At 46.4% G+C, this 23,122-nt stretch carries 22 protein-coding genes; 13 read left to right on the top strand and 9 right to left on the bottom strand.

The features are described 5' to 3' along the window. Window positions 1-119: 119 nt before the first annotated feature. The 3 genes from argS to A3GA_RS0100115 all read left to right on the top strand — a co-directional run bounded on the left by argS (window position 120) and on the right by A3GA_RS0100115 (window position 3,528). A complete protein-coding gene (argS, locus tag A3GA_RS0100125) occupies window positions 120-1,805 on the top strand; it encodes an arginine--tRNA ligase (RefSeq protein ID WP_026156706.1) in 1,686 nt (561 codons plus the stop codon). Window positions 1,806-1,829: 24 nt separating this feature from the next. Further along, on the top strand, window positions 1,830-2,819 hold the full coding sequence (locus A3GA_RS0100120; RefSeq protein ID WP_018025342.1) for an SPOR domain-containing protein: 990 nt from the start codon (window positions 1,830-1,832) through the stop codon (window positions 2,817-2,819). Window positions 2,820-2,901: 82 nt separating this feature from the next. Beyond that, window positions 2,902-3,528 carry a thiol:disulfide interchange protein DsbA/DsbL gene (locus A3GA_RS0100115; protein WP_018025341.1) on the top strand — a complete coding sequence of 209 codons (627 nt, stop codon included), beginning with the start codon at window positions 2,902-2,904 and terminating at the stop codon, window positions 3,526-3,528. 97 nt (window positions 3,529-3,625) lie between these two features. Here A3GA_RS0100115 and A3GA_RS0100110 read toward each other — a convergent pair whose 3' ends face one another. Continuing rightward, window positions 3,626-4,834 (bottom strand): trans-sulfuration enzyme family protein, encoded by a 1,209-nt coding sequence (locus A3GA_RS0100110; protein WP_018025340.1) that lies wholly within the window; start codon window positions 4,832-4,834, stop codon window positions 3,626-3,628. 128 nt (window positions 4,835-4,962) lie between these two features. On the opposite strand from A3GA_RS0100110, the gene A3GA_RS0100105 reads away from it, so the two are divergent. After that, window positions 4,963-5,562, top strand: a complete 600-nt coding sequence (locus tag A3GA_RS0100105; RefSeq protein ID WP_018025339.1) for a LysE family translocator — start codon at window positions 4,963-4,965, stop codon at window positions 5,560-5,562. Here the strand turns inward: A3GA_RS0100105 and A3GA_RS0100100 are convergent. Next, a complete protein-coding gene (locus tag A3GA_RS0100100; RefSeq protein ID WP_018025338.1) occupies window positions 5,536-6,600 on the bottom strand; it encodes an MBL fold metallo-hydrolase in 1,065 nt (354 codons plus the stop codon). The genes A3GA_RS0100105 and A3GA_RS0100100 overlap by 27 nt on opposite strands. A gap of 164 nt (window positions 6,601-6,764) precedes the next feature. On the opposite strand from A3GA_RS0100100, the gene A3GA_RS0100095 reads away from it, so the two are divergent. The 9 genes from A3GA_RS0100095 to A3GA_RS0100050 all read left to right on the top strand — a co-directional run bounded on the left by A3GA_RS0100095 (window position 6,765) and on the right by A3GA_RS0100050 (window position 16,224). After that, entirely contained in the window at window positions 6,765-7,148 is a 384-nt protein-coding gene (locus A3GA_RS0100095) for a MerR family transcriptional regulator (protein WP_018025337.1), read from the top strand. Window positions 7,149-7,172: 24 nt separating this feature from the next. Further along, window positions 7,173-8,351 (top strand): isovaleryl-CoA dehydrogenase, encoded by a 1,179-nt coding sequence (locus tag A3GA_RS0100090; RefSeq protein WP_018025336.1) that lies wholly within the window; start codon window positions 7,173-7,175, stop codon window positions 8,349-8,351. 25 nt (window positions 8,352-8,376) lie between these two features. Next, window positions 8,377-9,561, top strand: a complete 1,185-nt coding sequence (locus tag A3GA_RS0100085; RefSeq protein ID WP_018025335.1) for an acetyl-CoA C-acyltransferase — start codon at window positions 8,377-8,379, stop codon at window positions 9,559-9,561. Between the two features lie 104 nt (window positions 9,562-9,665). Beyond that, a complete protein-coding gene (locus A3GA_RS0100080) occupies window positions 9,666-11,273 on the top strand; it encodes a carboxyl transferase domain-containing protein (RefSeq protein ID WP_018025334.1) in 1,608 nt (535 codons plus the stop codon). Window positions 11,274-11,291: 18 nt separating this feature from the next. Continuing rightward, window positions 11,292-13,328 carry an acetyl-CoA carboxylase biotin carboxylase subunit gene (locus tag A3GA_RS0100075; RefSeq protein ID WP_018025333.1) on the top strand — a complete coding sequence of 679 codons (2,037 nt, stop codon included), beginning with the start codon at window positions 11,292-11,294 and terminating at the stop codon, window positions 13,326-13,328. A gap of 184 nt (window positions 13,329-13,512) precedes the next feature. Beyond that, window positions 13,513-13,686: a hypothetical protein gene (locus tag A3GA_RS12280; protein ID WP_018025332.1), complete on the top strand. Its 174-nt coding sequence runs from the start codon at window positions 13,513-13,515 to the stop codon at window positions 13,684-13,686. Window positions 13,687-13,863: 177 nt separating this feature from the next. Further along, window positions 13,864-14,127: an aminotransferase class V-fold PLP-dependent enzyme gene (locus tag A3GA_RS12435; protein ID WP_026156704.1), complete on the top strand. Its 264-nt coding sequence runs from the start codon at window positions 13,864-13,866 to the stop codon at window positions 14,125-14,127. After that, window positions 14,121-14,711 carry an aminotransferase class V-fold PLP-dependent enzyme gene (locus A3GA_RS11095; protein ID WP_018025331.1) on the top strand — a complete coding sequence of 197 codons (591 nt, stop codon included), beginning with the start codon at window positions 14,121-14,123 and terminating at the stop codon, window positions 14,709-14,711. The genes A3GA_RS12435 and A3GA_RS11095 overlap by 7 nt, the downstream gene beginning before the upstream one ends. A gap of 100 nt (window positions 14,712-14,811) precedes the next feature. Continuing rightward, entirely contained in the window at window positions 14,812-16,224 is a 1,413-nt protein-coding gene (locus A3GA_RS0100050; RefSeq protein ID WP_018025330.1) for a dihydrolipoyl dehydrogenase, read from the top strand. Window positions 16,225-16,318: 94 nt separating this feature from the next. Here the strand turns inward: A3GA_RS0100050 and A3GA_RS0100045 are convergent, their stop codons facing one another. The 7 genes from A3GA_RS0100045 to A3GA_RS0100010 all read right to left on the bottom strand — a co-directional run bounded on the left by A3GA_RS0100045 (window position 16,319) and on the right by A3GA_RS0100010 (window position 22,513). Further along, window positions 16,319-16,597 carry a hypothetical protein gene (locus A3GA_RS0100045; protein ID WP_018025329.1) on the bottom strand — a complete coding sequence of 93 codons (279 nt, stop codon included), beginning with the start codon at window positions 16,595-16,597 and terminating at the stop codon, window positions 16,319-16,321. A 144-nt stretch (window positions 16,598-16,741) separates the two neighbouring features. After that, the gene (locus tag A3GA_RS0100040; protein WP_036560860.1) at window positions 16,742-17,203 is read right to left on the bottom strand and encodes a hypothetical protein; all 462 of its coding nucleotides are present in this window, start codon (window positions 17,201-17,203) and stop codon (window positions 16,742-16,744) included. Window positions 17,204-17,211: 8 nt separating this feature from the next. After that, window positions 17,212-17,916 carry a hypothetical protein gene (locus A3GA_RS0100035; RefSeq protein WP_018025327.1) on the bottom strand — a complete coding sequence of 235 codons (705 nt, stop codon included), beginning with the start codon at window positions 17,914-17,916 and terminating at the stop codon, window positions 17,212-17,214. Window positions 17,917-18,017: 101 nt separating this feature from the next. Continuing rightward, window positions 18,018-18,464, bottom strand: a complete 447-nt coding sequence (locus A3GA_RS0100030; RefSeq protein WP_018025326.1) for a PH domain-containing protein — start codon at window positions 18,462-18,464, stop codon at window positions 18,018-18,020. A gap of 98 nt (window positions 18,465-18,562) precedes the next feature. Further along, complete coding sequence (locus tag A3GA_RS0100025) at window positions 18,563-18,940, bottom strand: Sec-independent protein translocase family protein (RefSeq protein ID WP_018025325.1); 378 nt, start codon at window positions 18,938-18,940, stop codon at window positions 18,563-18,565. A gap of 259 nt (window positions 18,941-19,199) precedes the next feature. Then, window positions 19,200-19,859 (bottom strand): hypothetical protein, encoded by a 660-nt coding sequence (locus A3GA_RS0100015; RefSeq protein ID WP_018025323.1) that lies wholly within the window; start codon window positions 19,857-19,859, stop codon window positions 19,200-19,202. Between the two features lie 92 nt (window positions 19,860-19,951). Then, window positions 19,952-22,513: an N-6 DNA methylase gene (locus tag A3GA_RS0100010; RefSeq protein ID WP_018025322.1), complete on the bottom strand. Its 2,562-nt coding sequence runs from the start codon at window positions 22,511-22,513 to the stop codon at window positions 19,952-19,954. Window positions 22,514-23,122 lie beyond the last annotated feature (609 nt).

Below are 23,122 nucleotides of genomic sequence, written 5' to 3'. Positions count from 1 at the left end.
GCGTTCAGGTAGCCCTTCATGCTATCATTACACATTGATTTTTATACGATAATTGTTTAACCCTTATTTATTGTTTGTGGCGCTGCCCATTGTTGGCGGCGCTGCAGGTAGAGATTTCTATGCTCCCAGAGCTTCAACACAAACTAAGTCATATCATCCGAGAAACGGTTAATCAACTGGTGCCAGACAATCAAGCGCAAATCAAGCTTGAGCGTCCTAAGCAAGCGGAGCACGGCGATATTGCCACTAATATTGCCATGCAATTAGCCAAATCAGCTAAGCGTAACCCGCGCGAATTAGCGCAAGCAATTTGTGATGCCTTAATCGCTCACCCTGAAGCGCAAGCCATACTCGCCAGTGCAGAGATTGCTGGTCCAGGCTTTATCAACTTTAGACTTAAGCCAGAAACACTGTGGGCGGTGATTCCAACGATCCAAGCACAAAAGGAGCACTACGGCCATTCTCAAAACCAAGCCGGGCAAAAGGTGATGGTTGAGTTCGTTTCTGCTAACCCGACTGGCCCCTTACACGTTGGCCATGCGCGTCAAGCAGCCTTGGGTGATTGTATTTGTCGCTTATTTACGGCCAATGGTGCCACGGTGCACCGTGAGTTCTACTATAACGACGCCGGTAACCAGATTAATGCGCTTGCCCTTAGCGTGCAAGCCCGTGCCCGTGGGATTGAGCCGGAAGATGAGCGCTATCCTGAGGACGGTTATCGCGGTGATTATATTGTCGATATTGCCAATGATTTTATCGCCAAAAAAACAGTAAGCGCCGACGCTAAGGAGGTGACAGCGGGTGGTGATGTAGACGATCTGGACGATATCCGCCGTTTTGCCGTGGCCTATTTGCGTCGTGAACAAGATCTTGATCTACAAGCCTTTAATCTATTTTTTGATGAGTACTACTTAGAGAGCTCACTCTACACCGAGGGCAAGGTAGAGCAAACGGTCAAAACCCTCACGGAAAATGGCTTTGTCTATGAAAAAGACGGCGCCCTTTGGTTAAAAACCACCGAACTTGGTACCGGTGATGATAAAGATCGGGTCATGCGCAAATCTGATGGCTCTTACACCTACTTCCTACCGGATGTCGCCTATCACCGCAGTAAGTGGGAACGTGGTTACAAGCAAGCAATTAACGTTCAGGGTAGCGATCATCACGGCACCGTTGCCCGCGTGCGAGCAGGTTTACAAGGCTTGAAGTTGGATATTCCCAAGGACTACCCAGCCTATATTCTCCATAAGATGGTGCGCGTAATGCGTGGCGGCGAAGAGGTCAAAATCTCCAAACGTGCTGGTAGTTACGTGACCATGCGTGATCTGATTGATTGGGTGGGTCAGGATGCGGTGCGCTTCTTCTTGATTCAACGACGCGCCGATACGGAGTTTACCTTTGATATTGATCTGGCCCTATCCAAAAATGAGGAAAATCCTGTTTTCTACGTACAATACGCCCATGCTCGTATTTGTAAGCTCTTGCGTGACAGTGCGGAATTGACACCTCATTTAGCAGAGGCCGATCTCAGTCACTTGACCGCCCCCAGTGAAATAACGCTTTTAAAGCGCTTGGCTGAACTACCTAATCTAGTCGAAATGGCCGCTCGTGAGTTAGCACCGCACCATCTCGTCTTCTGGTTAATTGATTGTGCCGCTGATTTTCACGCCTGGTATAATGCCGAACGGATCATGGTTGAGGATCAAGCACTCAAGCTGGCTCGTTTAAGTTTAGCTGATGCCACACGTCAAGTGATTGCTAATGGCTTGGACTTACTCGGTGTCAGCGCCCCCGAGCAAATGTAGTTTAGGATTATCGTACGATTCATTATGGCAGCACCTCGTAAACGCACCGCAAGAAAAACCACGACTGCACGTAGCCGTGCCTCAACGACTTCGGGACGTAGCAGTACCTCCTTTATCGCCATGGGCATGATTGCGGGCCTGGCTGTTGCCATCTTGTTTTATGCGATTTTTATTCGTCAAGATGCGAATTTATCCAAGGGTAGCACGCCCAATTATGCGCATACACCGAATCAACCGCATATATTGAATCCGCTACCGCCTAAACCGCGTGAGACTGGAGCAAATGTAGCCACCGACAGCAAGCCGAGTAGCCCTGCACCCGTAAGCGAACCTAGCGCAACAACGCCTCGCCTCAGTACCACAAGCCCTACGCCTAGCCCTGAGGTAGCGCCGACACCAGAACTCGCTACTAAGCGCACACCTGAACCGGTCATCGCGCCTAGCAAGCCAGCACCTGAGCGCCCCGCTGTGACCACTGCCCCGGCACCTAAAGCGCCTAGCAAAGCGCCTGCTGAGACTAAAGCGCCGCAGCCACGGCTGACAGAAGACCCTATCGGCAACTTGATTGCACAACATGAGCGCCCTTCAAAGTCGGCTTCCCCTAGTGCGCCCAAAGCCGCTCCTAGCAAGCCCAAAGAAGATGCGGATCATCTTGGTGCGCTACTTAAAACCATGCCTGCAGAGAGCAACACCAGCGCCCGTACTGTCACTGCCGCCGCAGCCACTAAGCCCGCAGCGAGCACACCTGAGTCCAAACTTAGTTTAAATCCCGTGCCCACAGAGCAGCGTCCTTTTTACCTACAAACAGCAGCCTATGCCTCGGAAAATGAGGCCGATGCGGTGCGTGCGGAGTTGCTCTTATTAGGCCATAGCAGCGCCTCCGTGCATAAAGCCTTAGTCAATAATAAAACGGTTTATCGTGTGCGCATTGGCCCCTACACCACCAGTAGTGCCTTAAATCAAAGCCAAAAAGCACTACAAGCGACGAAGTTAAAACTTCATCCCGTGCAGTAAAGGAACTTTTGACGGCCCTAAGAGTCATTAGCTTTACTGAATAAAACCCGTGAATTAACGTATCCTGAGGATTTAGTTAACGATGATCAAATTATCCAATACCCTTTTAGTCTCTGCCTTATTAAGCGCAAGCTTAGCAGCACCCGCCGCATTGGCTCAACAGGATCCCTCCTACGTGACTTTTTCAAAGCCTTTAGCAACGACGAGCGCTGAGCAAGCTGAGGTACTGGATTTTTTCTCTTATACCTGCAGCCATTGTGCGGCGATTGCACCGATGATGCAGGATTGGGAAAAAAATCTTGATGACAAAGCCGTGATGCTACATGTACCTGTGGCGTTTAATGCCGCCATGGAGCCCACGCAGAAGTTTTACTACGCTATTGAAGCCTTGGGACGCTTAGATCTACATTTGCCGCTTTTTGACGCCATTCATAAGGAGCGTCAGCGTATTTTTACTGAAGAGGCCTTAATTGATTGGGCGGTTAAGCAAGGCATTGAAAAAGAGGCTATTAGCTCAGCCATGAGCTCTTTCAGTGTTGCTCATAAAGCACGTAATGCGCGCAAACTCACTGAGAGCTACGGTGTTCAGGGTACCCCCTCCATTGGTATTGATGGTCGCTATTTAACCTCCCCGTCCATGACCGGCACCTATGAAAGTAGCATCCAAAAAGCGCAAGAACTACTTGCTAAGGTACTGGCAGAGAAGTAATTACTATCCCTTTCTTCCTCAATCCACACGCTTAAAGGACTCCATCCTATGACGACAAGAGTCCTTTAAGCTTCAATACATTCCGCTCCGAACAAAACTAAGCGCCAAAGGCCTTGTCATAAGCCTGCTGTAGATCAGCAATCAAATCTTCCACCGCCTCTAAGCCCACATGCAATCGAATCAATTGATGCTCCCCTGTGCGCAACGCCTCGGAGGCATAGGAATGATGTGCGATGCCTTGAGGACGCACCCATTGCACCAAGCTCTCAAAGCCGCCCCATGAATAACCAATATAGAAGATCGCTAATGCATCCACAAAGGCTCGCGCCTGCTCACGACTCCCTTTAAACGCCACTGACAATAAACCATTAGAACCCTTGCAGTCGCGTTGCCATAGCGCATGATGCTTATCAGCCGGATAGGCGGGGTGATAAATTGCGACGGTCGCATCCAATGAACTTAAAAACTCGCACACCTTAAGTGCATTGGCGGCATGCTGCTGCATACGAATAGGCATGGTACGCACGCCACGAATAGCTAACCACGCATCATCGGCACTAATGGAGTAACCCAAGGCATATTGGTTGCGATCAATGCGTGCGCCTAGCTCGACACCTTTAACCACCACTGCGCCTAGCATTAAATCTGAATGACCGCCGATGTATTTGGTACCGGCAATAATGGAAATATCTGCGCCCAATTCCAAAGGCGTATAAATCAAGCCGCTACCCCAAGTATTGTCTACCACAAAGATCAGCTTATGCTTTTTAGCAATCTCAGATAAAGCACGAAAATCCAACATTTCCAATAATAATGAGCCAGGGGATTCGGCGTATAAAACCTTGGTATCGGGCGTAATGGCCGCTTCTAAAGCCGCATAATCATGACCGCCTACATAGGTGCTGCGGATACCCATGCGCTGCAGAATCGTCTCGTCTAGCGAACGCACTGGACCATAGACATTATCCGTACACACCATATGATCGCCTTGACTAAGCAAGGACAACAAGGTCATGCTAATCGCCCCCACACCGGAGGAAGCCAAAAAGCAACGATCGCCATTTTCTAAAGCAAGGAAAATCTGCTCTAATTCGGCATGCGTCTGCAAACCCATGCGACCGTAGCTCATCGCTCGCTCACCTTGCGCTCTTAAAGACTCCGTCCGCTCCAGCTGTTCCAAGCTGTGGAAGCGCACCGTGCTGGTGCGTATCGACGGCGTCGCCACAGCGGCAACCGGGTGCTCGGCATCACAAGGCAGGGTACCCAGATGCTGCAAACGAGTGACTAAATGATGAGACTTTTTCATGGGTAGATACTCCAATATTTAAAAACTGAGGCTTAAGAAACGATATCATTGATTTTATTCTATACTTTTGAGACCTTGTAACCAATCTGCCTTGTGTGATGATCCTAAGCTCCGCCCTTTCGTTTTTTATGGCTGCTGCTTTATTAGCACTTTTGCCTGGACCGGATAATCTCTATGTGATGGCGCAATCCATGCGTCAGGGTTGGCGTATTGGCTTTATGTTGATTCTAGGCTTATGCTCGGGCTTAGTCGTGCATACCGGAATTGTGGCGGTGGGCGCAAGCGAGTTGATTTATCGCTATCACCTGGTGTATCAAGCGATTAATGTCTTCGGTGCCTGCTATTTAGTGTATTTGGCCTATTTACTTTTTAATGCTGGTGTTGTGACTCAGACGCCAGCCGGTGGCGATATGCTAAGGCCGCGACAAGCCTATTGGCGTGGCGTATTGATGAACCTCAGCAATCCCAAAGTGATTCTCTTTTTTCTATCCTTTACCCAGCCCTTTATTCAGGTGGAAAATGGCAAGCTCGGCCGCCAGTATGCGCAGCTCGCCATATTAATGATTTTGGCGACACTGCTGGTCTTTGGGACAATTAGCGTGTTTGCCGATCGCTTAGGCCCCTGGTTAAAGCAATCGGCGCGTGCTCAAATCATTTTTAATCGCATAAGTGCCAGCGTCCTCTTTGTGCTGGCGGGCTACTTACTCATCAATCTTTTGATAACGTAGCACGCCCAAGTCATCGGCGGCACGACTTAATTTACCCTCATAGTACAAGGCTTGTAAATGCGCTAAGGCTTCACCCATCGCAAAGGTCAATTGATGCAGATCCAATGGGCGCTTGAACATTTTTGGCACCACCTCAGCCGCACAGGTAGGCTCTACACAAAGATCCAATACCTCCCGTAAGCGATCCTCGTGGTGGGCTAATTGCTGGGTGACACGCTCCTTAATCCCTTTAAACGGTCTGCCATGCGAAGGTAGTACCAAGGTATCATCTGGTAAGTCTAAAAACTTCACCACGGAATTCAAGTACAACGGCAAAGGATTGGCCTCTGGCTCAAAATCAAACACACTGACATTGGTTGAAATGCGTGGCAGCAACATATCCCCTGAAATCAGCACCGCTAAATCCGGGCAATATAAGCTAATATGTTCTGGCGCATGACCATAGCCGCTAATTAGCGTCCAAGCATGCCCACCGATATCAATCACCCGTTCATCAATTAAACGATTAAAGCTGCTTGGGGGCGGATAGACTAAGCCGGGATAGTAATTGGCGCGCTCCAAAATCTTTTGCTGCGAGTCCTTATCCAATAAGCCATGCCGCGCAAAATGCGCCACTGCACCCTGCCCACCGGTACCGGCACCCTTGGTGTCCATGGTCCAGCAACGGGCCACAAAGTAATCCGTCATACTCATCCACAAAGACACATTCCAGCGACTACAGTGCCAGCCCGCCAAACCCACATGGTCCGGATGCATATGAGTCACCATCACGCGCACAATGGGCAAACCGTCCAACTCATTAGCAAAGATTTGTTCCCACACCTCACGCACAACGGGTTTATTAATCCCGCAATCCACCATGGTCCAGCCCTTTTGACCCTCATACTCGTCAGCGATTAACCAACAATTAATATGATCAAGCGCAAATGGCAGGGGTAAACGAATCCACTTCACCCCCGCGGCCACTTCGATTGCATAGCCTTCTGCTGGCAAGTCCTCAGCAAAGGGATAGCTTAATTTCTTTTCATTTTCATTCATTCATTGTCTCCTCTTCGACGATTTGACTCATCAAAGCGTCGCATAATTTGTAGTCAAGGCGTAAAAAACTTCGACTATCATACCCTTAATGATTGACAAGCGATAGATCTTAAATCATAATCACGTTTACGTAAACGTAAACTTAATTTTTAGATTTGATTGCTATGACACAAGAGCTTTGGTCTATTTCCGAATTGGCCGAAATATATCAGGTCACACCACGCACGCTTCGTTACTACGAGGACCAAGGGATTATTAGCCCCCAGCGTGATGGTCAAAAGCGGATTTACAATCATCGCGATCGGACCCGCCTTAAATTGGCCCTACGCGGCAAGCGCTTGGGTTTTTCACTGGCGGAAATTCGCAATTTAATCGATATGTACGATGGCCCTAATAGTCATCCAGGCCAATTACAATCGTATTTATCCCATTTAAAAAAGCAAAAAGAACTGCTAATCCAGCAGCAAAAAGATATTCAGGAAGTGCTTGAAGAAATCGATCGTCAAGAGCAAATGTGCTTTGATTTATTAGCCAAGCAGAGCAAATAACTTTATTAGCCACAAGGAGAGGAAATGAATATTCCAGGCATTAATTTTAATTTAGGTGAAGACTTAGACATGTTGCGCGATGCAGTGCGTGACTTTGCTCAAACTGAAATTGCCCCACGCGCGCAAGAAATTGACCATAGCGATCAGTTCCCGATGGATTTATGGGAAAAGTTTGGTGAACTAGGTCTATTAGGTTTAACCGTAAGCGAGGAGTATGGCGGTACCGCAATGGGTTACTTAGCACATATGATCGCCATGGAGGAGATCTCGCGCGCTTCCGCTTCAGTTGCCCTCTCTTACGGCGCCCACTCCAACCTCTGCGTGAATCAGCTATTCCGCAATGGTAATGATGAGCAAAAGGCCAAGTACTTACCGAAGTTAATCAGCGGTGAGCATATCGGTGCCCTGGCAATGAGTGAGCCAGGTGCCGGTTCCGACGTTGTCAGCATGAAATTACGGGCTGAGAAAAAAGGCGATCGTTATGTATTAAACGGCAGCAAGATGTGGATCACTAACGGTCCCGATGCCGATACCCTTGTAGTCTACGCCAAAACCGAGCCGGATGCCGGCCCTAAAGGTATTACTGCCTTTATCATTGAAAAGGATTTCCCGGGCTTTTCGATTGCACAAAAGCTTGATAAATTAGGTATGCGCGGTTCGCACACAGGTGAGTTAGTGTTCCAAGACTGTGAAGTACCAGAAGAAAATATTCTCGGCCAGTTAAATGGTGGTGTGAAGGTCTTAATGAGCGGCTTAGACTATGAGCGTGCTGTGCTATCCGGCGGTCCACTTGGGATTATGCAAAGCGTGATGGATATGGTGGTACCGTATATTCACGATCGTAAGCAATTTGGTCAGTCCATCGGTGAGTTCCAATTAATCCAAGGCAAGATAGCCGATATGTATGCCGGTATACAAGCCAGCCGTGCTTATGCCTATGCGGTCGGTAAGCAGTTAGACAGCTTAGGCGAGGGTCATGCTCGTCACGTGCGCAAAGACTGCGCTGCCTTAATTCTTTATGTGGCGGAAATGGCAACCAAAATGGCCGGTGACGGTATTCAGATTCTCGGTGGTAATGGTTACATCAATGAGTACCCTGCTGGTCGTTTATGGCGTGATGCCAAGCTTTATGAAATTGGTGCCGGCACCAGCGAAATCCGTCGCATGCTCATCGGTCGCGAACTATTTAATGAAACTGCTTAATATATAAAGCTTTTAGGAGTTTTTTATGTCTGATCCTATTGTTATTGTTTCCGTTGCCCGTACACCCATGGGCGGTATGATGGGCGCTTTATCCAGTGCCGCTGCTTATGAATTAGGTGCTACGGCGATTAAAGCTGCAGTCGAGCGCGCTGGTATTGATCCTAATTTGGTCGATCAAGTATTGATGGGTAATGTCCTACAAGCGGGTCAGGGTCAAGCCCCTGCTCGTCAAGCCGCGCTTGGCGCCGGTTTAGCTAAATCGGCAGCTGCCACCACCGTACATAAGGTCTGCGGCTCCGGTCTCAAAACCGTGATGTTAGCCACCGATATGCTCAAGGCGGAAAGCGCTGAGGTCGTGGTTGCTGGCGGTCAAGAAAGCATGTCTAATGCCCCTTATTTGCTACTAAAAGGCCGTTCCGGCTATCGCTATGGTCATTCCACCGTGTACGACCATATGGCCTTAGACGGCCTTGAGGATGCCTATCAGCGTGGTCAAGCCATGGGTATTTTTGCCGAGCAAATGGTTGAGGAGTACCAATTTACGCGTGAGGATCAGGATAACTACGCCATTGAATCCCTTAACCGCGCCCTCAAAGCCATTGAAGACGGTAGCTTCGAGTGGGAAATCACCCCCGTGACTATCAGCTCTCGACGCGGAGATGTGGTGGTTGATACCGACGAACAGCCGGGTAACGCCAAGCCAGATCGTATTCCTAGCTTACGTCCCGCATTCAAAAAGGACGGTACAGTTACAGCGGCAAATGCCTCATCCATCTCTGACGGTGCTGCTGCACTCGTGATGATGCGTGCTTCCACCGCTGACAAGCTCGGTGTTAAGCCACTCGCCCGTGTGGTAGCCCATGCTGAGCATGCCCATGAGCCTGAATGGTTTACAACCGCCCCCGTTGGCGCCATGCAAAAATGCTTGGATAAAGCGGGTTGGACCAAAGACGAGGTGGATCTCTATGAGATTAATGAAGCCTTTGCTTGCGTAACCATGGGTGCCATCAAAGATCTAGAGCTAGACCACGCCAAAGTCAACATTCACGGCGGTGCGACGGCCTTAGGTCACCCTATCGGTGCCTCCGGCGCTCGTATCTTGGTGACCCTAATTGCCGCCTTACGCAAAACCGGCGGTAAAAAGGGTATGGCCAGCCTTTGTATCGGCGGTGGTGAGGCCGTAGCCCTAGCGGTTGAGATGGTCGACTAATGGCTTAATCAAAGGCCAACAGCAATCTATCATAAAGCTTGCTTATCGCACTCACTATAAGCAAGCTTTTTTAAATAGGCACAACTAAGTTTTGGAGGAGCGACATGCCTATTATCAAGAGTCAAATTAATATTCGTAGCCAATCCTTTCAGGAAAATGCCCAAGCGATGCAGGCGCAGATCGATGATCTGAATGAGAAACTAGCGACTGCGTATAAAGGCGGTAGCGAGAGTTCTCGCCAAAAGCACCTGGCGCGCGGTAAATTGCTGCCGCGTGACCGCGTTGAAAAACTACTTGATCCGGGCAGTCCTTTTTTAGAGCTTTCACCACTCGCCGCATTAAATATGTACGACAATGACGCACCAGCGGCTGGTCTGATTACTGGTATTGGTCGTATTAGCGGTGTGGAGTGCTTAATTGTTTGTAATGACCCAACGGTCAAGGGTGGTACTTACTACCCGATGACGGTGAAAAAGCATATCCGCGCGCAGGAAATTGCCGAGCAAAATAACCTACCTTGTGTGTATTTAGTCGACTCCGGCGGTGCTTTCTTACCTAAGCAGGATGAGGTATTTCCAGATCGCGATCACTTCGGTCGTATTTTCTATAATCAGGCGGTGATGTCCTCTAAAGGCATTCCCCAGATTGCCGCCGTACTAGGCTCTTGTACAGCGGGTGGTGCCTATGTGCCAGCGATGTCAGACGAATCCATTATTGTTAATAACCAAGGCACGATCTTCCTTGGTGGCCCACCCTTAGTTAAAGCAGCCACGGGTGAAGAGGTGACCGCTGAGGACCTAGGTGGCGGTGATGTGCATACACGTCTTTCGGGTGTCGCTGACCATCTAGCTCAAAATGACAGTCATGCCTTGCAATTAGTACGTCAAGCCGTATCACGCTTAAATCGCAAAAAAACTAACCCGCTGCTAACCGTGGAACCGCGTGCCCCTTTATACGATAGTGAGGAATTAAACGGTATTATCCCGAGCGATACGCGCAAGCCCTTTGATGTACGTGAAGTGATTGCTCGGATTGTGGACGGTTCAGAATTCGATGAATTCAAAGCGCGCTTCGGTCCGACCTTAGTATGTGGCTTTGCACATATTGAAGGCATGCCAGTCGGTATTATTGCTAATAACGGTATTTTATTTTCCGAGTCTGCGCAAAAAGGCACGCACTTTATCGAGTTATGCTGCCAGCGCAACATACCATTAGTCTTCTTACAAAACATCACTGGCTTTATGGTCGGTCGTAAGTATGAAAATGAAGGGATCGCCCGTCACGGTGCCAAAATGGTAACTGCCGTCTCAACGGCTAAAGTACCTAAATTTACCGTCCTCATTGGCGGTTCATTCGGCGCTGGTAACTACGGTATGTGTGGTCGCGCCTTTAGTCCACGCTTTTTATTTATGTGGCCTAATGCCCGCATTTCCGTAATGGGTGGCGAGCAGGCTGCCAGTGTGTTAGCCACGGTTAAGCGTGACGGTATTGAGCAAAAAGGCGAGACCTGGTCAGCGGAAGAGGAAGCTGCGTTTAAAGCACCGATCCGTGATAAATACGAGCATGAGGGTCACCCTTATTACGCCACAGCGCGTATGTGGGATGACGGCATCATTAAGCCGGCGGATACCCGTCGCGTATTAGCCCTAGCTTTATCGGCTGCCCTCAATGCCCCTATTGAAGATACGAAATTCGGTATCTTCCGTATCTAATCACACCGGAGTTGCTTTATGTTTAAAAAGATTTTAATTGCTAACCGCGGTGAAATTGCTTGCCGCGTTGCCCGTACCGCTCGAGCAATGGGGATTGCTACGGTTGCGGTTTATTCAGATGCCGATCGTCATGCGGCCCATGTACAAGCGTGTGATGAGGCTGTGTATATCGGCGGTTCAGAGCCTGCTAACAGCTATTTACGTATTGATGCCATTATTGAGGCCGCCAAACAAACAGGCGCTGAAGCCATTCACCCAGGTTATGGCTTCTTAGCAGAAAACGGTCACTTTGTAGAAGCATGTAATCAAGCCGGCATTAAGTTTATCGGCCCCTCTGCCGCAGCTATGGAAGCCATGGGCTCCAAGTCTGCCGCCAAGGCCTTAATGGAAAAAGCCGGCGTGCCTTTAGTGCCCGGTTATCACGGTGACAATCAGGATCCGGCCTTTTTACACGCCCAAGCCGATGCCATTAGCTACCCCGTATTGATTAAAGCCAGTGCTGGCGGTGGCGGCAAGGGGATGCGCATTGTTAACAGTAGCGATGAGTTTATCAGCATGTTGGAATCATGTCAGCGTGAAGCGCGTAGCAGCTTTAGCAATGACCATGTGTTGATTGAACGCTATGTCAATAAACCGCGTCATATTGAGATTCAAATCTTTGGTGATGAACATGGTAATTACGTGTATTTATTTGAGCGTGATTGCTCGGTACAACGCCGTCACCAGAAAGTGATCGAGGAAGCGCCTGCGCCAGGCATGACGGAGGAACGTCGTCGCGCCATGGGTGAAGCAGCGGTTAATGCTGCACGTGCCGTTAACTATGTGGGTGCGGGTACGGTTGAGTTCATTGCCGAACAAGACGGCACCTTCTACTTTATGGAAATGAATACCCGTCTCCAGGTAGAGCATCCGGTGACTGAAATGATTACTGGCTACGACCTAGTCGAATGGCAGCTACGCATCGCCAATAATGAAGCAATTCCAGTGCAGCAAGCGGATCTGGCGATTCAGGGGCATGCCATTGAAGTACGTATTTATGCGGAAAATCCGGATAATGACTTCCTGCCTTCCATCGGTCAATTAAACCATTTAAGTTTCCCGCCACATCAAAGCTTTGTGAATGCACCGGTACGAGTAGATAGCGGTATTCGTGAGGGCGATAGCATCAGTCCTTTCTACGATCCGATGATTGCCAAGCTCATTGTGTGGGGTGACGATCGCGAGCAAGCCATTGCACGTATGCGTCAAGCCTTATTAGCAACGCATATTATCGGTCTGCACACTAACGTTGACTTTTTGTATCGTTTGATGTGCAATGATGCCTTTGTGAATGCCGACTTAGATACCGGCTTGATTGAGAAAAATCAGGCCTCGCTCTTCCCACCGGCGCGTCCAACCTCAAGCAAAGCCTTGGCCACCGCCGCCGTGGCGTATTTAGCGAAACACGGACTCAAACATAGCCGTGCAGCTAAAAATACCGCCACTCGCTATGTGGATCCATGGGCAGCCGCCGATTACTGGCGTGTACGTCAGGGTGACGGCACCAGCATCACCATTAATGACGGCCATCAGGACTACGTCCTACAGCTGCAACAAACGACCAAAGATCAGTGGACACTGATGATTGACGGCACTGCGCAGCGCCTAGAATGGGAAGCGAGCACCTTAGACAGTGCGACTCAGTTTGATATTAAATTAGGTTTAGATGGTGTGCTCAGTCAAGCGAAAGCAGTCTTTGATGGTGAGGATCTCTATCTCTACGCACAAGAGGGTCAACTGCGTTTACAACTACCGGATAGCTTAGCGCATGCCGCTGATGGCGCAGAAGTAGGTGGTGGCGGTCTGACAGCCCCGATGCCTGGTAAAGTCATTAACATCCTAGTTAAGGTTGGTGATGAGGTTAAAGCAGGTGACGTACTGCTCGTGATGGAAGCAATGAAAATGGAGCATTCCATTACTGCAGATGAGGCCGGTGTGGTTGAAGAGCTGTTCTTTGACGTCGGCGAACAAGTCACCGAAGGCGCCGAGCTGATTAAGCTAAGCACTGCGGACTAAGTCCACTCAGTCCATTAAGTCCATTTAAGGGGCTTTATCAAGCAAGAGGCCGATACCTTAAGATATCGGCCTCTTGTTTTAGGCTCACAACGTGGCGCCTATAACGTAAGCGTCCGGTGAACACATGCATTCATTCCTCCTAAATTGCGCGACACTAAGGTTTTGTGTATGTTAGGAGAAATCAATGCCGTCTTTAATGCGTATCGAGACCGCCCAACGAGTGGGAATTCAAGAGCAAGCGTCTAGCCTACTGGCACTAGATAAAATCATCCTGGTGAGTGAGGCGACAGATTTACGAGCGGGGATGGACACCTTGCGCACTAAGGCAATTCAGCGCTTTGGTCAGGTGGCACGGTAACCACCCCCTAAATTAACACAGCTCAAATGTAGAGTTTTCCTTTACAATTAATTTATATTTAGNAGTTTTACTATGAGCAAACGTAAGAGTGAAGAACAGATTATCATCTTGTTAAAGCGTGCAGAAGCGGGTGAGCCGATAGTGTTGAATAAGTAAGAGTAGTGTAGGATATTACTGTTGCAATTACACAAAACTATCTACAGGCTCATTGTTATTCCTGTAAAACTTGATGGGCTGATTGACCTGGACGTCTTAAAACAGCATTTATCAAATGATGTGCTTTTAGTGTCTGTGATGGCTGTCAGTAATGAGGTTGGTACAGTTCAACCTTATTCAGAGATAGGACGTTTATGTAGAGAGGTTGGTGCAATTTTTCATATGGACGCAGACAATCTGCTTATGAGGATATTGATATTATCGAAAGCAACATCGATATGTTAAGTCTTTCGGGTGGTAAGCTTTATGGCCCTACGGGAGTAGGCGTTCTAATTGTCGACTCAATGCTAGATTTGAAACCTGTTCCTCTAATTCATGGTGGATTACAACAGGTTGGTGTTCGTTCTGGGACTATCCCTTTATATCTTTGTGAGGCAATAAGTTTTGCTATCAAAAAAGTGCAAAAGCAGCGAGCCGAGGAAAGGTCATATTTAGAAAGCCTTAGGAAGTTACTACTTAAAAAACTTGACGACAAGGGCATTGAGTATTCTGTTAATGGTTCGATGGAGCATCGACACCCCGGTAATTTAAGCCTTTCTTTTATTGGTTATCAAAACGATTTGTTGGTACAAAAACTTCAACCTGAAGTGGCAGTTTCTACTGGCGCTGCATGTAATTCGAGGGTAATTCAGCAATCTTATGTTTTAAAGGCTTTGGACTTAAGTCGAGAGAAAATAGAGGGCACAATTCGCGTAGGCATAGGTCGTTTTAATACTGAGCAAGATATTCTGTTTTTTGTAAAACAACTAGAAAAAGCATTAGAAAGCTTTGAGATAACTGGCGTTACAGCTAGTTCTGTTTTTCCCTAAAACATAAATTATCACAATATTTAACTTGGTTTAAGTCTTAATCTATGTTATATATTAGTTATGTCTAATATATAAATCACAACCAGAAATGAGGTCAATCATGAAAAAACGCCAAGTTGATGTTGCTATTATTGGGGCCGGTACGGCCGGTTTATATGCATTGCGTGAAGTTAGGCGCGCTAAAAAGAGTTTTGTATTAATTGACCGTGGGCCTTTAGGTACTACTTGTGCCCGAGTGGGTTGCATGCCATCAAAGGTGGCTTTACATGCCGCAGAGCTTTGGTCGATGCGTGAAGAGCAAAAAGAGTACGGTATCTCAGGTACCGATAATCTTGAGATTGACCGCCAAGCCGCTTGGGCTAAAGTGCGTAGCATGCGCGATGATTTCGCTGCTGGCGCTAGTAGCAACGCTGTTAAAGCTGGGGGCGAGCATTTATTAATGGGTGAGGCGAAATTTATTGAGCCTACCGTGATTGAGGTGCTAGGTAAAGAGGGTACTGAGCGTATCGAAGCTAAGGCTGTTATTATTGCCGTGGGCTCTCGTCCTGTGGTACCGGGCTTTTTAGTTCCTTTTAAAGATCATTTAATCACTACCGATGAGCTCTTTGAATTAGAAGAGTTGCCAAAGCGACTCGGTGTCTTAGGCTTGGGTGCCATTGGTCTGGAGATAGGGTTAGCCATGCAACGCCTTGGCGTGGAAGTGGTTGGTGCGGATATGGCTGATTCAGTAGGTGGCATTCGTGACCCTGAGGTTGCTAAATACGCTCAAGAGGCATTTGCTGATGAATTTCCAATGTATTTGGGTGAGGCTGCTAATTTAGAAGCTGCTGAGCAAGGCGTTCAGCTAATTAGTAGTGAAAATCGTGTGACAGTTGATAAGGTCTTAGTGGCTTTAGGTCGACGCTCTAATTTAGACCAGCTTAATTTAGCAGAAGCAGGCTTTGAGCTAGATGATAAAGGTATGCCGCATTTCGATGAAGAGACCCTCAAAGTCAAAGATCACCCTGTTTATGTGGTTGGTGATGCAAATGGATACCGTACCTTAATGCACGAAGCGGCAGTTGAGGGCGCTGTAGCGGGTTTTAATGCAAGTCGTGATGAGGCTCAAGCCTTTGAGCGTAAAGTACCTTTAGCTATTGCCTTTACTCAGCCTGATATTGTGAGTGTAGGAACAAGTTTTGATCAATTATCAGAAGACGATATCTTTATTGGTAAGGCACTAACTGAAACAGATGGTCGTAGCCGCATTTTGAGTAAAAAGCAGGGTGTGCTGCGCATCTATGTTGATCGCAAAGATGGCAAATTATTAGGCGCGAGTATGATTGGTGCACGTGCAGAGCATATTGCACAATTCTTAGCTTTGGCTTTGACTCAAAAGCTCGATGTGTATCAGTTGCTCGATACGCCTTTCTATCATCCAGTGGTTGAGGAGTTGGTACAGACTGCACTGCGAGATATAGCGCGTCAAATGGAGCCAAGTATCTATCCTTTAGGTTTGACCCCGATTAAATAATATTTTCTATTTAATGGAATAAGATGCGCCCGTTGCTAAAAGTGATGGGCGTTTTTTCTTGTTTATGCATTTTCTTAATGAGAATGATAAATATTTATGTGTGGGTGAATGGTGACTTGTCTGCTAGGATTGAATTTAGAAGCGTCGACTTTTTTGCGGGGCGCAGCTTTTTAATACGTTCTGCGACATACAACGTAAGCTCGGATGGGGTCCCCACATTTGACGCAACAGGTGCTCGCTTCTGTGGATACTGCTCCTCTTCCTCTTTTCGGGCGAGCTGGATAAGTAATTGCGCCAATCTGAATTTGTCTCTATAGCTCAAGCCAACCACCGCCTCAGAAAGCTCGTTGTATGTCATGTCCGTGTCTTTCATTACAGTATTTCCATCTGGCTAACGCCTTGCTCACCGGCACATGCTGCGGAGAGCGTTTTGTGTAATATGGAGCGTAGCGACACACAAAAGCGAGCGTAGCAGTATGTGTCCGAGTGCAGCAATTTGTTAGATTTCTTTGGTTGGCTATTGAGAAGAAACTTCCGATACACCGAAAGACCTCCAAAATTTGAACTTACGCCATACACCAGAAGGTTCTGAAATATAGGGAATGTGAAATCTCTTACTTTTGAATATTTTAATCTGCCAATCTTTGTCGCCAAAAAATTTGAATTGAACCAAATCTGGATCTGTAATACCAAGCAACTTAAATGAGCCGGTACCGTATGGCCAAAAAGCAGTGGCACTATCTATAATTTCGTTTTCGCCACTTAGCAAATAGATGTTGAGTGACTCTTCAAAAGGGCAATCATCAGTAGTGAAGACTAGATAACATTCGTCATATTGAATGCATGCTTCGAGATCAACTCCGTTGATGATTAATTTTAGCTTGGTGCCCTCGATAGTAATTTCACTTTTTGGAGATTGAGCTTCTGTAGCCTCGGATATGACTTTTAAATTAACATCATCATTTTTAATGATTTTCATGGCTATACCTACCAAACTAATCCCACTCCAAAAGCAGCAAGAGCTCCACCAACGAATGCTCCAACGGTAACGCATACAGGAGCACCAGGGCCACACGCGAATCCGGCTAATGCTCCTCCAGCTATACCACCACCAATGCCGGTTCCGGTAATAGCAATTTCCTTGCCCGCCGCGTCAAATTTATTTTCAGCTGTCGCAACTGTATAGACAGATAGAGCAATAGATAAAAGAATTAGGCCTCTTCCAGCATGTGATAGCTTTTTCATAGCCGAAGTGACTTCTGGCCGAGACTTTCCTGCCGATTTTACGACCTCTAGATATACTTTGTTTTGCTGCTGAGCGGTGAGATTATCAAACGAAACACTGGCGCCATACAGCTTTTGGGATTTTATGGCTACTATTTCATTGAGCGTTTTTCCTTGCTGCTTAATCTTCTGCGCGATTGACAGACCAACCGGAGTGCTTCTTGTTCTTATTACTTTCATAATGAGGTTTCTAGCTTCCGATGCCTGCTCGGCGGCTTGAAGCCAGGTGATTCTTCCAGTCTGAGCCATCATTCTAAGCTCATTCGACATTGCACGTATTTGCCTTGCATAGGCCTGCCTTGCACTTGCATCAATAGTCAAATGAGTACCTATATTTGCTATCTCAGCCTCTAATGCTCTAATCGCATTTTCGAATAATTGCTGATCGTTTTTTTGAGCCACTTCCATCTATATCACTCCTGTTATGTTTATTGGGTAAATCTAACGCTAAGCTAAGGGGCGGGCTTTAGCCCGTCCCAGTGAGCGACGCGAACGACTTAAGCGTCTTGTTAGGCTTGTGCCGATTGTACAGCGACTTGGGGTTGCCCATTGCTTTCCTGCGTGTCGACAAATTCACGACGGAACTGAAGGGGGCTGGATATACCTGGAATAGGGGCTTGCGGATTACCTGCACCAGAAACAACGATGGAGCCAAAATTAAAAATGCGACCAAGAATACCTTGATTAACTTGGATACTCTCAATCTTCTGAAGGTTGATCTCAATCGTTGATCGACTGATAAGGCCGAATTTGGCGATGACACGTTTGTTTGTGATGGCCAACTCTGTTGTCAAATACCTGATTGCGGCGACTGCCCAAAACAGAAGGCCTAGCCCGTAAAACGCTAGGAATATGAACCCTAGAAGCAACAACGGCGCGAGCGACCAGATGCTGACTTTACCTTTATAAACTACTTGCTCCCCTTTCGTCAGGGCACCCTCTACATAACTTGCCATTTTTTTCTCCTTGGTTGATAAAACGGTTTGTGAAGCATAACGAACGTAAGTAAGCCGCCCGCCGAAGGAGGGTCGGCTTGACTGCTCAGTTAGAATTTTTATTGTGCAATGCCGAGTTTTAGTTGTGCTATTCGGTTGATTTCTGGCTCGTCATTAAGTTGCCAACCGGAAGTCAGAAGTCTAGTCATATGCTGCTTGTTGTAAAGAAATGGCATAACAATTTGAAATAGACCAAAGGTGACGGCTGTTAGTATGAGGTGAAGTACGCCGACACCAATTTCTCCTCTAATTATTGGAACAAGCCATCCGAAAAGAAGGTATGTCCAGCAATAGCCGAAATATCCTTTTTTTACTAATCCGGATGCGCCATGTTTGACCATTACAGATTTTTGGGGGCCCATTATGGCAAAGCCAAGAATGACCGGGGAGAACATAATTAAAACAATAAGCCAATGCCAAATTGAAAAATAACCCATTTATTCACTCCTATAAAAAATCTAACGCCAAAATCAGCCGCGCGATTTTTGCGTCGGCTGCATTTTTTTGTTATGTCTTAGCCTTAAGAAAAGGTAGTATGGGAAAAGCAAAACAATAAGTGCAACTATAACTCCTAGTAGACCGGCCCATGGTGATGCAGGAATTCCGAATAAACCGTCACTGGCGAATATATAAGACGCAATAACAACAACCGACCCTATAACGATTAATATGGTATCTAGTAATTCTGAAGCTAACTTAGTTACCCAGGATTTCATTTTCCATCTCTTCAAACAGTTTTTTAAACGCCTCAGGATTTCCCGATTTTTTAGCAATTGCATCCATGATGTGGATGACCGAGTCTTCTACTAAGAAATATGCCATATCAACATTTTGCGCCCTCAATTTGTTGTATATTAGAGGATGCTTTAGCCTTAGTCTTTTTGCTGATTCTGAAGCCTTTTCAATCATACCCTGTATGATCAAAGCACCCAACGCAAAACCCACACCCATTTTTGCTAGTCGACGTGCGATTACTTTCGCTGTAATTTGTGCAGTTAATTTTTTGGCAATTAGGTTTACCAACGCCGCTTGTGTAGATACACGAGATGTCATGTAGGTTGCTCCGACACCTGCTTTTTTTGCCGCCTTTTCAATAACAGAATCAGGGAGATCTCGATAGAATTCTTCTAAAATCACCTTAAGTATTTTAGTGATAGGCCCAGCATCTGTATTAGCAAACTTGATGGCATTTTCAATAATGTTAGCCACCCTCTTATTCTCAGCCATATTGGCAACTCTTGTTGCGCTTCCACTACCTCCAAAGTCCTCAAATGTTCTTCTAACCCCATATGCTAAATCAATAGGTATGGACACGACACCATCGAAAACGGCAAGTGCTATTTCTTTCGCATACATTGAATTCTCATTTTAGACATAACACCGCGTTCACCGGTAAATTGAGAGCGCAGCGAGTAATTTATCCGCGTGCAGCGCCTTGTTATGCCAGATTACTCAAGTATATCAAGGAGGGAGTTTAGCGACTCGGTATTGTCCTTAATTGAAGCCTCAAGCTCGTCGATGGACCTAATTACCTGCATACCGATTTTGTCAATTACATTTCTCGACTTAGGGACAGGGATAGGTATTTCTCCAATGACATCTGGCTCTAAATGCTCTTGGTTTGTACCGTAAGCGCTTTTGAGCATTAGGCTTTGGCCAATTTCACTTTTCAAAAACTGGTATACATAGCCCCTCAGAGCAAGATCATCAATTACAACGCGTATTAAGTTGTTCGTTGCCACATGGCCATCATGCTGGCTTAACGCATATGTAACCCTACCTAAGGTACCTGAGTCGGAAATTAGGATATAACCTTTATATATAGTTAACTTTTCTAAATGTGCTTTTGTTTGTTTATTAGCAACAGACTCATCTAAATATTTAACGTTATCTGAATTTAATTGAGTTAAAGCTGTACCTGTAAAATACTTCCGTATAGTCGGTCCTTCTGTTACTCCTACCTCCGCATAAGGTCTTTTAAAACGAGGGCCGTTAAAAACTAATCCCAAATCTGCTAATCGATGGATTTCAAAATCGTCTCTATCTCCAAGCTTGAGAACTTTCTCAAATGCAGCACTATGTTTTGGAAGATACTGTATGGGGTTAAATGAGTAGCTATCAGTCTTTATTGCACTTATATCAACCGAAAACCTAAATGCGCTTTCATCCAAGGTTCCGCCTTGAAAAGCTTTGAAGTCATCGGCAATCAAAGATAAATCTTGATCAATTACAAAGCCGCCATTGACAACAACTGGCTTCCCCTCAGAATCCCTCTTGAAAATCGGCTCCCCTCGGCTTGTTTGACCAACCTTATTTGAAATAGCCATATAAACTTTATAACTTTTGGTCGGCTTTTTATCATTCTTTTTAAGAAATATAACGGATGCCTTTGATCCACAAAATGGCTCAAAAGTATCTTCGTGCAGATTCACTACAGCAAGTAGCTGTGATTTTTCTAAAACCCATTTTCTTATACTTAGGGCTTCTCTATTATCAAGCTGACCCTTTGCCATGACTATACCAAGAACTCCCCCTGGCTTTAGCCACCGAACACACTTTTCCAAAAACAATATTTCAGGTGCTAAACCCTGTTTAGAGTTTAGCTTGTCATCAAATTCAATTTTCCCATCTTCACTCGTTGACCAAACATAACCATTGTCATACTGAGCAAGAATTGTTGGCTCCTTAATTCTTAAATCGTGACCTGCTCCAAATGGAGGGTTAGTAAGAATCATAGAAGGCTTCTCCAGCCCAGCTTTTTCTTGAAAGCTAGCTGACAGTTTAGTTACAGAATCTAAGCTATTTGCTTGTTCAATACCGCCATGGCCATCTTTTCCGATGAGCATGTTTGCTTTAGCAATCTTAACTAGCTTTGGAGATATGTCCAAACCAAAGAGCTGATGCACTACATTTCGCTTCAGTATTTCCTTAGCTGAATCTGATCTTTTTGAGCTATCAATTTTTCTAAAGACATAATTCATCGAGGTTATTAAAAATCCAGCAGAACCGCAAGATGGATCTAGAAGCACTGTTTTATCATCAGGGTCAAGCATTTTTACCATCATATCCACTACGAGACGATTCGTAAAAAATTGACCTCTCTCTCCTTTTAGGTGAGATGCAACATATACCTCATACGCCGTCCCAATGACGTCGTGTTCTGCATCCAAGAATGAATACTGCTGCAAATAAGATATTACTGTTGCCAGCTGGCTATCCGAGGCAGTAATTTTTTCATGCTCAGAGAATACATCTGGGTATTGATCTTTCACTAAAGAAAATAGCGTTCTAACGCGTGCACAGGCGGCTCGCTTTAATTTATCATCTTCAAATTCTTCGGGCGTGATATAGAATTTACATTCTTCTTCAGCACTAGATTCATCCTCGCGTTTGGCTAGGATTATTCGAACCATGTCCAAAGCTACATCTTCAGAATCAATGCCGGCTCTATAGATGGCATTATGGCAACGCTTAAATGCCAACTTAAGGTCAACAGGTGCAATTAATTCAGATTTAGTAAAACGACCGATGCTATCCCAGGTTCGTCCAAAACGGGGAATCCCAATCCACTTTAAAACATTATTCGTTGAGCTATCTTTCTTAAAGTAGACGATTTTTTCCCCGTTTGTCCAAAAACCTCCGTCAGCCGATGTAGAAGAAATATATCCGAGAAGCTGGCCATCCGGTTCTTTCTCATTCGGTGCTTTAACCTCGATAATTAGCTTAATTTGGCCTTGATCATTTTCTATACAGGCTCTTTTATTTTCATAAATGATAATATCTGCACGTTTTTTTTCTCTCCCCATATTTATTGTTCTTTCATGAGCAATTAGCTCCTTGGGGTAGCCCATTTCCTCGTGGAGAATATGAGTAGTTTTCTGACGAACTCGTTCCTCAGGCTTATTTTCACGAGTCTTTTCTGGCTCCAAATAATCGACTATTAGGCCTTTTTCATTTAATGGGACTTGGAATTCTTGGGCTTCAAGCCACTTATCTATTTCTGCTGACATTTCCGACCTTACTGATTATCGATAAAAAACGTATTGTACTTTTATTGGCGGCATTTAGCGACAGAGGCTGCCCCGGACCAAAGGGCATAACGCTTGGCACACGTGCCGGTTTGGAGCCGCAGCGCGGCGGAAAAGCGGTCACCGTGCTGCCACTGGTTATATCTCGTTTGCACGACAAGATGAAACATAGTCCCGCCACTCCCCAAGAATACGACGGCGGGAATCCAACTCTTTTGCATGCTGTAATGCGTGAAATGTTTCTATGCACTTGCTTCGAATGCTCGTGAAGAGTTCATTCTCGAACTGTTCTTGAAACCACTCCCGCTCCTGACTCGTTGGCCCTTCCAGAAGTTCTTCAATCTCCTCGATGTAGTCTGGCTGTGCCCAATTAGATGAGTGCCACATGTCTTGCTTGGGCATTGGTCGCGAAAACAGATAGGGGAGTAGGTAAATGTTGCTTAACATCGTATCCAGCAGGTATCCCCGCGCTTTCCCCAGAGACCCCACCNGGTAATAGGCCAACGCAGCATATAAGAGAAACGCGGGCTCACCAACGTCATCCGGGAACTCCTTCTCGAACCAGTCCATGAACTCGACTGCTTTTTCTGG

Source organism: Oligella urethralis DSM 7531, assembly GCF_000372065.1.
Lineage (GTDB): Bacteria > Pseudomonadota > Gammaproteobacteria > Burkholderiales > Burkholderiaceae_B > Oligella > Oligella urethralis.
This window is presented reverse-complemented; position numbering and strand designations above follow the sequence as displayed.